Source organism: Ruegeria sp. AB11 (assembly GCF_056536325.1).
Genome location: NZ_JBQFJO010000001.1, coordinates 3,129,256 through 3,142,193, shown reverse-complemented (window position 1 = coordinate 3,142,193; position 12,938 = coordinate 3,129,256). Strand labels below are relative to the sequence as shown.

Genomic DNA, 12,938 nt, shown 5'->3' with positions numbered 1-12,938 from the left:
GTGTGACTAATTGACGGCGCTTTCCGCCACGGCCTGAAACTTTTCGTCTAATTCGGTGGCAATCCCGCGCAGCGCCTCACCGCCTTCATCCGTATATGGGGCGAAGACAAAACTCGGGGTTTTGTAGGACAGGGTAGCAGTGCCATCCCTTTCCTCGGTCACATAGAACCGGATAGGCGCTTCGATCATCGCATTGGTCGAGGTTTCAAGGACCCGAACCGCGTAGTCGTTGTTGAATGCGCCGATCACCCGATTGCCCGGAATGGTAATGCCGCGCGATGCCGCTGCTTTGGTCGGCCCGGCCTGTGTGACCACGATCAGGCCGTTCTCTTTTACCGCGGCCTTTGTGTCTTCCACGAGGCTCTCATAGCCTTTTCCGCTGGAGTAGACCGCCCATCCGGCAAGAGGTTCGATGCCGTCGGCCCAAGCAGGCATGGCCAGCAGGCAGATCGCAGCACAAAGCGCCCTCATGTTCTATCCCTTCCTGTTGATTGGAGAATAGATGACAGAAAACCGCTGAAACGGGGCTCACAATCCTGTGCGCACGTCAGGCAGTACGTTTCTTCAGCAGATAGATATCCATGATCCAGCCGTGATCAGAACGGGCTTGCGCGCGCGCGTCCAGAATGTCTTGCGCCACATCCGCCAACGGGCCTTTGATCAGAATCTCTTCTTTCATGCCCACATATGCCCCCCACCAGATGTCATAATCGGCCATTTTTAGGCTTTGGAACGAGCATTCGCCATCCAGCATAACAGCCACTTTTGATGCCGTTTCAGGCCATCCCTCATCGCGTATGCGGCGGCCGGTAGTCACGATATAGGGTGCGCCCAGATCATTGATCGGGATCGCATGGGCCGCAGTTAACGCCTGCAACGCGGTGACGCCCGGGACAACCTGGACTTGTGGCTGCGGGTCCAGTCGAGCGGCGATCCTGAGCGAACTGTCATACAGCGACGGATCACCCCAGATCAGCAACGCGACCTTCTGCGCGTCGGGGTGGGCTGAAATCGCCTCATGCCAGCGCAGGGCAATTGCGTCGTGCCATTCGTCGACACCTCGCAGATAGCCGTCATCTGCCCGACGTTTGGGAACGTCGAAATAGGCGATCCGCGGAGATTTTTCGGTGACCTGCGCGATGATGTCTTCGCGCAAACCGGCCAGATCAGCTTTGTTCTCTCCCTTACGCGGGATCAGGATCAGGTCTGCAGACCTGATCGCCTGCGCGCCCTGAAAGGTCAGGTGGTCGGGATTGCCGGTGCCGATCCCGATCAGTGTGAGATCATACATCTTCGAACTCCACCAGCGGGCCGTACAGGATCAAGGCGGGAGCAGTGCCTATCTCGGTGCGCAGTCTGTCGGAAAGCTCTCCGATGGTGGAGCGATGTAAGGATTGCTCGGGGGTTGAAACGGATTCGGCCATCAAGGCAGGTGTGTCCAGCGGCAGGCCATGCGCTTTCAGCGCTTCGACAAGCAATGGAAAAGTGCGCTTGCCCATGAATACGACCGTTGTCGCGCCAGCATCGGCTAGGGCGGGAAGATTCAGATCGGCAGGCAATTTGCCACTCGCGTCATGCCCGGTGACGAATTGAACACGACGCGCAGTCAGGCGCCGGGTCAGAGGAATTCCCGCAGCCGCAGCCGCCGCGACTGCCGAAGGGATGCCGGGAATGATCTCGTATTTGATACCGGCGGCCTGCAACGCGACCAATTCTTCCTCCAGTCGGCCGAACAATCCTCCATCACCGGATTTCAGCCGTACGACATGCTGGCCGGTCTGCGCATACTCCACCAATAATCGGCTGACGTGATCCTGCTTGGGCGAGGGGCGACCGGCGCGTTTACCTACGCCCACCAGATCAGCGTCGTCACGTGCATGGGTCAAGATCGGGCCACTGCTGAGATCATCAAACAGCACCGCATCGGCCTTCTGCATCCGGTCCACGGCCTTGAGCGTTAGCAGCTCCGGATCACCCGGACCGGAGCCGATGAATGAGACAAACCCGGTCATACCGTTGCCTCCGCGATCAGGTGAAAGAACGTACCGGTGACATTGCCGCGTCGCGATCCTGTCTGAGGGCCTTCAGCCCCTTCGGCATCGAAGACCCGCGCAAGAGGAGCGTCAGGTTGCTCGATGATCGAGGAATAATGGAACTCATGTCCGCGCAGCGCGGTACCTGTCGCAAAGCCGGGCATCGGAGCCAAAAGTTCAGCCCTACGATAGCCAAGGTTGAATTTGCGCTTTTGGTATGAGGTTTGCAGACCCAACAATCCCGCCATCTGATGTGGGGTGCCATCTTTGTCGACCAGCACTTTCCCCAATGCCATGTACCCCCCGCATTCACCATGTACGGGCCGCGTTTCCGCGTGTTTCCGCAGCCCGGTCAAGAAGGTATCGGCCGCAGCTATTGTTCCCGCATGCAGCTCAGGATACCCCCCCGGCAACCAGACCAGATCGGCATCAGCGTCTGGCGCTTCATCGGCCAGAGGTGAAAAGGGCTGTATCTCTGCACCCGCGCTGCTCCACCCTTCCAGAAGATGCGGATAGGTAAACGAAAACGCTGCATCTCGGGCCAGAGCGATCCGCTGCGCCGGGGGGCGCGGCAGCGCGGCCGACGATGGCCCAACGGGGCCCGAGGAGGCCGCCTTTTTGATCGCTTCCAGATCAACATGTTCACGCAGGAACGCGGCGTAACCGGCAATTGCGGTTTCCAGATCAGGGTGTTCAACCGCTTGGATTAAGCCTAGATGCCGTTCGGGCAAGGTAAGATCGCCTCGGCGTGGAAGTACCCCCAGAACCGGTAGTCCGGCGCGCTCCATGCCCAAACGGGTCAGTCGTTCGTGGCGAGGGCTAGCACAGCGGTTCAGGATGACACCGGCAAAAGGCAAATCGGGGTTATACATCCGAAACCCAAGTGCAGTCGCCGCCGCTGATTGCGCCTGTCCTCCGACATCCAGAACCAAGACGACCGGCCATCCCATACGCAGCGCCGTTTCAGCGCTTGATCCATGTCCCAGTTCTCCGGGTTTGGCGACGCCATCAAACAAACCCATCGAACCCTCGGCCACTACGATGTCGGCACCCTCGGCTTGCGCGGATATCGCGCTTAGCAGCGGATCTCCCATCGCCCAGCTATCCAGATTGAACGAAGCGCGGCCTGCCGCAGCGCGGTGAAAGGCCGGGTCTATGTAGTCGGGCCCGCTTTTGAACGGCTGCACGGTCAATCCGTCCTCAGCCAGCGCCCGGAGCAACCCCAGCATGACCGTGGTTTTGCCCGTGCCCGATGACGGTGCGGAAATCAGTAATCCCGGGGGGTTAGTCATCGCCGTGGCTCCAGCTCGACCACGGGCTATCGGCGCTTTGAGGGCGATAGCGACGGTCGTAGGTTTTAGAATACAGGCAGCTTTCGTCAAACCCTTCACCTGCGAGCGCCGGACCAACCATTATCAGTGCGGTGCGCGAGATGCTTTCGTCCAGCGCCTCTTTCAGCGTGGCCAGAGTCGCGCGGATGATCCGTTCATCCGGCCAGCTGGCGCGGTAGACAACGGCGACCGGGCAGTCCGCACCATAGGCAGGGGTCAGGTCGGCGATGACATTGTCCAGATTTCCGATCGACAGGTGAATGGCCAGAGTAGCACCTGTTTTAGCAAAGTTTTTCAGCGTCTCACCTTCAGGCATCGAGGACGCGCGCCCAGGCGTCCGGGTCAACACCACCGATTGCGCCAGTCCCGGAAGGGTGAGTTCAGTTCCTAGAGCAGCAGCTGCGGCGGCAAAAGACGGGACACCGGGCGTGACGCTGACCGGGATTCCCATCTCTTTCAGACGTCTGATTTGCTCTCCCATCGCGGACCAGACAGAGAGGTCCCCGGAATGCAGCCGCGCCACGTCTTGCCCGGCTTTGTGCGCTATTTCGATCTCGGCCATGATCTGATCCAGATCCATCGGAGCCGTGTTCACGATCTTTGCGCCGTCGGGGCAGTGGCTCAGAATCTCCTCGGGAACCAATGAGCCTGCATAGAGGCACACAGGGCAGGAGGTGATGATATCGCGCCCGCGCAGGGTTAGCAGATCGGCAGCACCCGGTCCGGCGCCGATGAAATGAACGGTCATTGTTGTCCTCCGATGGCGACGGCGCAGGTTGCAAGCCGGTCGTCCGAGATTTGTCTGGGTGAAATCAGCCGCGCACCATGCCCGGCGGCAGCAAGAGCGGATGCTTCGGCCACGCTGCCGGTGCCGTATGTGGCACGACTGCGGGGCGAGCAGGTGAGGGTACGTTGCCCGGCAAGATCAACAGCCGGGACGAAATGAACCGGCAGCTCAGTTGCTTCTGCAAGCGCGGCAAGTGCGGCATGCCCGTTCTTGTCTGCAACGGTTGCCAGGGCATCGACAGTTTTTCCTGTCGACGCCAGATCAAAGGCAGCGCGCAGACTGGCCAGCGTAGCAGAAGACGAGAATCCGAGCCCGGCGACGATCATAACGTGAGGCTCCATTGCACCACAGGATAGGCAGATTTCCAGCCTCGCCGTGGACCAAGCGCAGCAGCCTGCGCCAGTTCGATGCGCAGCAGGTCTCCGCCCAGCTTGTCGTGCCATTCAGCCAGCAACGCTTCGCTTTCCAATGTCACCGCGTTGGCGATCAGCCGCGTGCCAGCCCGAAGATTGGCGTGTAGCCAGTTCAGCAGATCCGCACTTAGACCGCCACCGATAAACACCACATCGGGTCGGTCAAGATCAGCCAACGACTCTGGTGCCGAGCCATGCACCACGCACAGCCGATCCTGTCCTAACGTATTGGCATTGCGGCGAATGCGTTCGGCCCGATCAGCACGCGGCTCGATGGTCGTTGCGATTAGCGTCGGATCGCACATCAGCCATTCGATGCTGATCGAACCGGTGCCACCGCCGATATCCCACAGATGCTCGCCCCTTTGCGGCGCAAGGGCCGACAGGGTCAGTGCGCGAATGGGTCGCTTGGTGATCTGGCCGTCGGTTTCAAAGATGTCATCGGGCTTGCCCGATGCCTTGGGAAAGGCGCGCCCGGCACCCGCGACGTCCAACCCGACACAGACCGGGTGTTCGAATGTCCCCAGCAACGCTTCGGTCAGCGACACGCTGCGCGCCCGTTCACGGGGACCGCCAAGCGCTTCCATAACGTGCAGAGTACAATCGGCAAAATCGGTTTCGCCCAGATAGGTCGCAAGCTCAGCCACAGCTTTCCCGTCGCGCAGCAAAAGGATGGCGCGCAGGCTGGGTGCCAAGTGAGGGCGAAGGCGTGTCAGAGGCGCGGCATGCAGTCCGAAGGTCAACGTGTTTTCAAGCGGCCAACCAAGCCGCGCAGCCGCTAGCGAAAAGGTCGATTGGCCAGGTAGGGCGGTCCATTCGCTCACATCGAAATTTCGCGCGATGACGGAACCGGCCCCGAACCAGAACGGATCGCCCGAGGCCAGAACAACAGTTTGCCGACCGCGTAATCCGGTCAGTATCGGAAGACCATCGGCAAATGGAGCTGGCCATTCAACCTGTTCGGCGTTGCTTTTGGGAATCAAAGATAGGTGGCGAGACGGACCCATGACGATCTCGGCACGATCCAGCACTTGACGGCTTGCGGCGGAAAGGCCATCCAGTCCATCTTCACCCAAACCCAATACGGTTAGCCACGGAGTTTCAGACATGCCCAACCTCCTGATTCTTGGCGGGACGACCGAGGCAAATGCTCTGGCAAAATCCGTTTCCGAACAAGGTATTCCGGCCACGTATTCCTACGCGGGCCGTGTCGACACGCCACGCCCGCAGCCCGTTCCAACACGCGTGGGCGGTTTCGGAGGAACGGAGGGGCTGGCGCGCTACATCCGCGATCATGAGATCAGCCACATCGTAGATGCTACCCACCCCTTTGCCGCGCTGATGAGCCGAAACGCTGTGGAAGCCTGCGCCTCGACCGCCACTCCGCTGGCGGCGCTGACGCGGCCTGCCTGGGTCGCTCAAGATGGCGACAGTTGGCAGCATGTTCCGGACATCGACGGTGCCGTCGACGCGCTTTCCGGTCCCGCTCGGCGCGTGTTCCTTGCCGTTGGTCGCATGCATCTTCAGGACTTTGCAGCACAGCCTCAGCATCACTATCTTTTGCGGCTGGTGGATGAGCCTGAAACCGTGCCGTTTCCTAATAGAGACGTCATTATTTCGCGCGGTCCGTTTACTAAAATTGAAGACCGGGGGCTGATGGAGCGTCACGGGACGCAGTTGGTTGTGTCCAAGAACGCGGGTGGCATCGGGGCGCGCGCAAAGCTGGAGGCCGCACGGGCGCTGGGTCTTCCGGTTCTGATGATCGACCGTCCGCTGTTGCCGCAGCGGACTGAGTTCGAAAAGGTTTCGCAGGTCTTGGACTGGCTGGTTCATACCTGATCCTTGTCAGGCGTGAATCTCGGCGTGTAAACGATCGGTTTGCCGTCGCGCTCGATCACGCGGGTCAATGACGAGCCGACGATCACGACGGTCTGCATGTCCGCCATGTCTGGCGTGGCCTCGGCCAATGTTGAAATCCGCAACTCTTCATCCGAACGCGACACTGCGCGAGCGAACAGGATCAGGCGTTCTGGCTCACATTCCTCGCGAAGGATTTCCAGTGTTTTTACAAAGCCTTCTGGGCGTGACTTCGAGCGTGGATTGTAGAATGCCATCGCGAAATCCCCCTGTGCGGCGAGACGCAGGCGCTTTTCGATCAAGGACCACGGTTTCAGATTGTCGCTGAGGTTGATGGCGCAGAAATCGTGCCCCATCGGCGCGCCCGCACGGGCGGAAGCGGCCAGCATCGCAGTGATCCCCGGCAGTACGTCGATCTGAATGCTTCGCCATTCAGCGGGACCATTCTCCAAGGCCTCGAACACGGCAGCGGCCATCGCGAACACGCCTGGGTCTCCGGAGGAAACAACCACGACACGCTTGCCCTCGGCCGCCATCCGTAATGCGTGCTGCGAGCGGTCGATCTCGACCCGGTTGTCACTGGCATGTAGGGTCAACCCTTCACGCTCAGCAACGCGCGCGACGTAGGGGATGTATCCAACAACATCCGTCGCCTCGGCCAGAGCAGCGGTAACCTCGGGCGTGACCAGAGCTTCGTCTCCCGGTCCGAGGCCAGCTATTTTGACCCAGCCACTCATGGGCGACGGCCCTGACCGTGAACCAGGATGATCGAGAAATAGGGGGTGATACCCTCGCAATTGTCCGAGAGTTTGCAAACCCGCTGGTTGGGCATCTGGGCGTATTCGACGATCCATGCACGGTCATATAGATCGGCCCGTTTCAAGGCGCGTTTTACCTTGTCAAAGTTGCGACCGATCTTCATGACCACCAACGCATCGGTTTGGGTCATGCGTTCGGTCAGCGTGTCCTCGGACAATGTACCGACCAGAACCGTCAGGACGTCATCACCCCAGGTTATTGGATCGCCGGTAGCGGTCCAGGCACCCGACATTCCGGTAATGGCTGGTACGACCTCGACCTTAGATATATCCCGTAATCGATTGTAAAGATGCATGAATGACCCGTAGAAGAAAGGGTCTCCTTCGCACAGGACCACGACATCCTCACCATTCTCTGTCAACGACTTCAGGTGCGCGGCGCAATCCTCGTAAAACACGGAAAGCAGCTCGTTGTACCTCGGGTCCGTCACCGGGATTTCGGTTGTTACGGGATACTCCATCGCAAACTCGATAGCGTCGCCGGGGATCATTCCATTGACGATCTTGCGGGCCTGCCCCGTGCGGCCCGGCTTGCGGAAGAACGCTACGTGGCGCGCATTGCGCAACAGGCGGTCTGCACGGACGCTCATGAGATCCGGGTCACCAGGGCCAAGGCCCACGCCGTAGATCTTGCCCCCGCTCATTCCGCGCGACTCGCGATGGCGTTGATGGCAGCAACGGTGATTGCACTGCCGCCCAAGCGACCTTTGACAATGCAGGAGGGTACGGGCTGCGCTTCCCACAAGGCGTCCTTGGATTCGACTGCGCCGACAAAGCCCACAGGGCAGCCGATGATAGCGGCCGGGCGCGGACAATCTGGGTCTTCCAGCATGTTTAGCAGATGGAATAGCGCAGTCGGAGCGTTACCGATCGCGACCAGCGCGCCGCCAAGATGCGGACGCCACAACTCTAGCGCAGCGGCAGAGCGCGTGTTACACATCTCAACGGCCAATGGGCGCACGCGTTCGTCATGCAGAGTGCAGATTACCTCATTATCCGCAGGCAGGCGGAAGCGGGTCACACCTTCGCTGACCATGCGCGCGTCGCACAGGATCGGTGCGCCATTTTCCAGCGTGGTGCGGGCAGCTGTGACGAAGCCGGGCGAGAAATGCACGAACTCCTCCAGCCCAACCATTCCAGCGGCATGGATCATGCGCACGGCCACTTGCTCTTCATCGGCATCGAACCGAGCGAGATCGGCCTCAGAGCGTATCGTGGCAAAGCTCTGTTTGTAAATCGCCGCGCCGTTGGTTTCGTATTCATAGGGCATCAGGTGAAGTCCATGGTCATAAGTGTTTCTTCGGTCAGGCCGCGTTGGCAGGGCTCATCCCCTGCACGACCTTGTTTGACAAGATCAAATCGTCCATTGCATCCCACTAAGGTGACATCTGCAGTGCCCATCCGGGCGCAGCCCTTTGCACACCCCGAGACATGCAGAGATCCGGGCACTCGAGCCGCCAAAACGCGCGCGATCTCTCGCGTTTCCACTTGCGCCTGCGGACAGAACGGCGTGCCAGGGCAGGCGTCGGTGGTCATCAGCGGGTCAGTACCGTCTGTGACGAAGGCTGGTGCGGGAGTATCTGCTCCGCCTTCCAGCAGGATCAACCGCCACGGTGTAACTCGCAGGGCAGATGCACCGCTGCTCTCGATCAGTTTCGAGAGCGGGCCTGCGGGCAATTGCCCAAACGTCGCGCCCAACAGTGTTCCCAACTCGCAAGCGCCAGGCTGTAGCAGGGTACCTATTGGGCCGGGCGGGCTGCCTTGCCATTCGAGCGGAAGGTCTTGCGCAGAGATCACGCGGGCCATTCGGCGTGTCTCGGGCGTATAGGTTTCAGAGAACCACTTTGCCAGTTCGATCAGTCGATCGATGGCATCGGCTTCAGAAACAGACCGCCCGGTCTCAGCACCGTCAGCACGCAGAATCAGGTCGTTTTCGCCGGTTTCCACGCGAATGTCAGCCGAGTCTCCGGCTAATAGGCGCTCGGGTCCAGTATCAATTGCAAATCCGAACTTGGCGGGCAGCGAGGGCAACTCTGCTAGGCGGTCAATCAGATGCTGCGTTAGTCGCGCTGTCAGATCACCTGCACGGTAGAGCGGTGTGACCAAAATATTCCGTCTGATCTCGATGCCGGGCTCGGCATCGAGAAGGTTCAGATCAGACAGCTCGGCCAATAGCGGCTGGTGGTCGGCTTCCTTGACGCCGCGCAGTTGCAGGTTCGCACGGTTGGTCAGGTCAATAGTGCCATTGCCGAAACGGTCGGCCAATTCGCACAGACCCAAAGCCTGCTGAGCGCTAAGCCGCGCCAACCGCGGGCGTACGCGCACGACCAGCCCATCGCCGGACATCATCGGGCGATGGGCGCCGGGGCACCAGCCTTGGACGACAGGTTTGTCGGTGAGAGCGCTCATCCCAGACCTTCCAAACCGGCACGGATCGAGTTTCGGCGCGTATTCCATAATCCAGCATCCAACAAGGCGCGGAAACGGTCTTGCATCGCTTGATGCGCACGCGGGTTCGCCTCTTGTAGAAAGGCATCGACGCCTTCGTCGCCAAGCGTGGCTTCATGATAAAGATCGAACAGATGCGGCGCGACGGTGCCAGACAAATGTGCAAACGAGGCCATGTGATCAAGCGTCGCTGCAATCTCGGCCGCGCCTCGAAAACCATGCCGCTGCATCCCCGCTATCCATCCTGGATTGGCGGCGCGCGCATGAACCACGCGGCTAATCTCTTCGGGCAAGGTACGGGCGCGTGGATTTTCCGGGTTGGTATTGTCCAGGTGATAGAGCTGAGCGTTACCACCGGTGATTTTCTTGGCGGCAGCAAACCCGGCCTCATGCGTGGCATAGTCATTCGCCAATAGCAGGTCGGTCTCGGTCAGGTCCTGGAGGTGTACAAAGCTGTCAGCATTGGCGACACGCCGCGTAATGCCATCGACGTCCTTCGTGATGTGCTCACCTTCCAGTGCAAAGGAACTGGCATCTAACCACGCCTCACCCGCCTTTGAGCGGGCATCATCGGTGTAGATTTCGGATAGTTGGGTCATGTTGACGCCATAGCTGCCGGGGGCCGGTCCAAAGACCCGTGCTGCCGGTTCCTGACCGGCATAAGGGTTCCAATCGGGCGCCTCATCCCGTTCAGATAGTGCCCGTACGGCCTGACCAAAAAGCGCCGAAAGCGTTGGGAACACATCACGGAACAGGCCCGAGACCCGTAAGGTCACGTCCAGACGCGGACGGCTGAGGTCGGTGATCGGCAGCACTTCGATGCCCGAAACACGCTCCGAGCCTTTGTCCCAAACCGGTTTCACACCCAGCAAGTGCAGCGCCATGGCAAATTCCTCGCCTGCGGTGCGCATCGTGGCCGAGCCCCACAGGTCGACGATCAGCCCCTTAGGATAGTCGCCTTCTTCCTGCAGGTGTCGACGCACCAACTCCTCTGCCAGCTTGACGCCTTGAGTATAGGCCGCACGCGTGGGCACAGAACGCGGGTCGGTGGTATAAAGATTCCGCCCAGTAGGCAGCACGTCTGAGCGCCCGCGATAGGGAGAGCCTGAAGGTCCGGCTTCGATTCGTTTGCCAGCTAGCGCATCGACCAGAGCATTGCGCTCAGCTTGGGCAGAAGGCGCGGGGTTGAAATCACCCGTCACATCTGGAACCCGTCCAAAGATGTGCAGGCCGTCGCCGAACTGACTTTCCTTGATATCGCAGACAAATCGATCAATGCGCGTGATCGCCTCGGCGATGCAGGTGGCCTGATCGAGGCCAAGGTCGCTTGCCAGCCCAATGGCCTGGGCCTCGTCGCGGATATCTTCCTGTAACCGGTCACGGCGCTTGGGGTCCAGACCGTCCGCGTTCGAGAACTCATCCAGCAGTGCTTCCAGCCGAACCATGCGATCCGGCGTACCACTTTCTTTCATCGGGGGCGGGATATGGCCCAGCGTAACTGCACCGATCCGGCGCTTGGCCTGCGCAGCTTCGCCGGGGTCATTGACGATGAACGGGTAGATCACCGGGAGTTTACCGATCAACGCCTCGGGCCAGCATTCATTGCATAAAGCGACCGATTTACCTGGCAGCCATTCCAGCGTGCCATGGGCACCAATATGGATCAAAGCATCCGCGCCTATCCCTTTGCGTAGCCAAAGGTAAAAGGCGACGTAGCTGTGCCGAGGGGTGCGCGAAAGGTCATGATAGTCATCCTCGCGCAGTTCTGGCATGCCGCGTTCTGGCTGCAGCGCAACCACAGCGTTGCCACGCCGAAGGGCCGTGAAATGGAATGCTCCATCTGCGAACGCTGGATCGTCCTCGGGGTCTCCCCAGACCGCCTGCAGATCGGCGCGCAATTGATCGGGTAGCTCTGCATGCGCAATCAGGTAGTCCTGCAATGACCATGAAATCCGGGCGCCCAGCAGGGTTTCGGCAATCGGCTCGGCCGGTGCGGTTGCATATCCCTCATTCTGAAGATCGGTCAGCATCGCTTCGGCTGAAGCAAGCGCATCAAGGCCAACTGCATGCGCCATCTGCCAGTCCTTACCCGGGTAAGTCGACAGAACCAGCGCCGGTATTTGATCCGAACTGGGCTTTTCGTGCAGGTCCAGCCAGCCAGAGACCCGATCGATGACAGCTTCGATCCGGTCAGGTTCGGGCTGGTGGGCAAAACGCGAATATTCCAGATAAGGATCGCGCTTGCCCGGTTCTTTGAACGACACGATGCCCGCGTTAATCCGCCCGTCGACCTCGGGCAGCACCACATGCATGGCGAGGTCAGCAGGCGAAAGCCCGCGTTCCGCTTCTGCCCAGGCTTTGCGGCGCGAGGTCGCGAGGGCGACCTGAAAGACGGGCACATTGGCAGCATCCAAGGGTGAAGTGCCTGATGCGCCCTTGCCCGAAAAGGAGGTGGCATTGATGATCGCTGAAGGTTTCAGCGCCACGATCGTCTCACGCAACCAGTCAGCGGCGGTTGGCGCTTTGAGCGACGGGGCGAACAGGCCAATGGCCTCGAATCCACGCGATCTCACACTGCGGATCAAAGCCGCGATCGGGGCAGTGTCGGCAGAGGTCAGGTAGGCCCGATAAAACGTGACAATAATGCGTTTTGCATCGCCCGAAAAAGCTGTGTCCGCCGGTATCACGCCACGATCCGGGCACCAGGCGCCGTAATCCGGTATGGTCTTTGCCCCCATCACCGGACCGGCATATAGTCCCGCCGCCAGCGCCATCTGTGCGAGCGCGGCCTGTGCCGCAACCTCTCCGCCGGTATCACACAGATGCGCCAAGCGCCGCAGGGTTGAGACGGGCAGGGTGGAGTACTCATCCAGCCGCGTATCCTCGCGCCCGTCCGCAGGCAGGACAGCCAATGCGATCCCCTTGGCCTGTGCCAGTGCCAGAACCTGCTGCAAGCCGTAAGACCAATATGGCACGCCGCCAATCAGGCGGATCAAGATGCCTTTGGCCCCCTCGAGCGTCTGTTCAACATATGTGTCGACTGACAGGGGATGTTTTAGAGCTGTCAGGTTGGCCAACCGCAGGGTTGGCATGCGCCCGTCTGGCCCGCCACCGCGATGCCAGCCCGCCGCGAAAGCGCCAAGGTCACTGTCAGAAAATGACAGCACCACCAAGTCCGCCGGGCTCTGGCCCAGATCGGTTGGGGTCTCGGTTTCCTCTAACCCGTGGCTTTCGCGGAAGACGACGTGCAT

General features: G+C 60.2%; 13 protein-coding genes. 1 reads left to right on the top strand and 12 read right to left on the bottom strand.

Annotated elements, in window-relative coordinates; genetic code table 11:
• Positions 1-6: 6 nt before the first annotated feature.
• The 7 genes from ACR3EJ_RS15725 to cbiE form a co-directional block, all read right to left on the bottom strand.
• On the bottom strand, positions 7-471 hold the full coding sequence (locus tag ACR3EJ_RS15725; RefSeq protein WP_170538789.1) for a DUF302 domain-containing protein: 465 nt from the start codon (positions 469-471) through the stop codon (positions 7-9).
• 76 nt (positions 472-547) lie between these two features.
• Positions 548-1,291, bottom strand: coding sequence for a precorrin-6A synthase (deacetylating) (gene cobF, locus ACR3EJ_RS15720; RefSeq protein ID WP_170538791.1), 744 nt, complete (start codon positions 1,289-1,291; stop codon positions 548-550).
• The gene (gene cobA / locus ACR3EJ_RS15715; RefSeq protein WP_170538794.1) at positions 1,284-2,012 is read right to left on the bottom strand and encodes a uroporphyrinogen-III C-methyltransferase; all 729 of its coding nucleotides are present in this window, start codon (positions 2,010-2,012) and stop codon (positions 1,284-1,286) included. Before cobA ends, cobF begins: the two co-directional genes overlap by 8 nt.
• Positions 2,009-3,325: a cobyrinic acid a,c-diamide synthase CobB gene (locus ACR3EJ_RS15710; protein WP_170538796.1), complete on the bottom strand. Its 1,317-nt coding sequence runs from the start codon at positions 3,323-3,325 to the stop codon at positions 2,009-2,011. Before ACR3EJ_RS15710 ends, cobA begins: the two co-directional genes overlap by 4 nt.
• A complete protein-coding gene (cobM, locus tag ACR3EJ_RS15705) occupies positions 3,318-4,112 on the bottom strand; it encodes a precorrin-4 C(11)-methyltransferase (RefSeq protein ID WP_170538798.1) in 795 nt (264 codons plus the stop codon). Before cobM ends, ACR3EJ_RS15710 begins: the two co-directional genes overlap by 8 nt.
• On the bottom strand, positions 4,109-4,477 hold the full coding sequence (locus ACR3EJ_RS15700; RefSeq protein ID WP_170538800.1) for a cobalamin biosynthesis protein: 369 nt from the start codon (positions 4,475-4,477) through the stop codon (positions 4,109-4,111). Before ACR3EJ_RS15700 ends, cobM begins: the two co-directional genes overlap by 4 nt.
• Positions 4,474-5,673 carry a precorrin-6y C5,15-methyltransferase (decarboxylating) subunit CbiE gene (gene cbiE, locus ACR3EJ_RS15695; RefSeq protein ID WP_480423105.1) on the bottom strand — a complete coding sequence of 400 codons (1,200 nt, stop codon included), beginning with the start codon at positions 5,671-5,673 and terminating at the stop codon, positions 4,474-4,476. Before cbiE ends, ACR3EJ_RS15700 begins: the two co-directional genes overlap by 4 nt.
• On the opposite strand from cbiE, the gene ACR3EJ_RS15690 reads away from it, so the two are divergent.
• Positions 5,672-6,403, top strand: a complete 732-nt coding sequence (locus ACR3EJ_RS15690) for a cobalt-precorrin-6A reductase (RefSeq protein ID WP_170538804.1) — start codon at positions 5,672-5,674, stop codon at positions 6,401-6,403. The two genes, cbiE and ACR3EJ_RS15690, sit on opposite strands and share 2 nt — an antisense overlap.
• Here the strand turns inward: ACR3EJ_RS15690 and cobJ are convergent.
• The 5 genes from cobJ to cobN are packed head-to-tail and all read right to left on the bottom strand — an operon-like array spanning position 6,394 to position 12,938.
• Positions 6,394-7,158, bottom strand: a complete 765-nt coding sequence (cobJ, locus tag ACR3EJ_RS15685) for a precorrin-3B C(17)-methyltransferase (protein WP_170468888.1) — start codon at positions 7,156-7,158, stop codon at positions 6,394-6,396. The genes ACR3EJ_RS15690 and cobJ overlap by 10 nt on opposite strands.
• Entirely contained in the window at positions 7,155-7,883 is a 729-nt protein-coding gene (gene cobI, locus ACR3EJ_RS15680; protein WP_170468891.1) for a precorrin-2 C(20)-methyltransferase, read from the bottom strand. Before cobI ends, cobJ begins: the two co-directional genes overlap by 4 nt.
• Positions 7,880-8,509 carry a precorrin-8X methylmutase gene (locus ACR3EJ_RS15675; protein ID WP_170703495.1) on the bottom strand — a complete coding sequence of 210 codons (630 nt, stop codon included), beginning with the start codon at positions 8,507-8,509 and terminating at the stop codon, positions 7,880-7,882. The genes cobI and ACR3EJ_RS15675 overlap by 4 nt, the downstream gene beginning before the upstream one ends.
• On the bottom strand, positions 8,509-9,648 hold the full coding sequence (locus tag ACR3EJ_RS15670) for a cobalamin biosynthesis protein CobG (RefSeq protein WP_170538808.1): 1,140 nt from the start codon (positions 9,646-9,648) through the stop codon (positions 8,509-8,511). Before ACR3EJ_RS15670 ends, ACR3EJ_RS15675 begins: the two co-directional genes overlap by 1 nt.
• Positions 9,645-12,938: a cobaltochelatase subunit CobN gene (gene cobN / locus ACR3EJ_RS15665; protein WP_170538810.1), complete on the bottom strand. Its 3,294-nt coding sequence runs from the start codon at positions 12,936-12,938 to the stop codon at positions 9,645-9,647. Before cobN ends, ACR3EJ_RS15670 begins: the two co-directional genes overlap by 4 nt.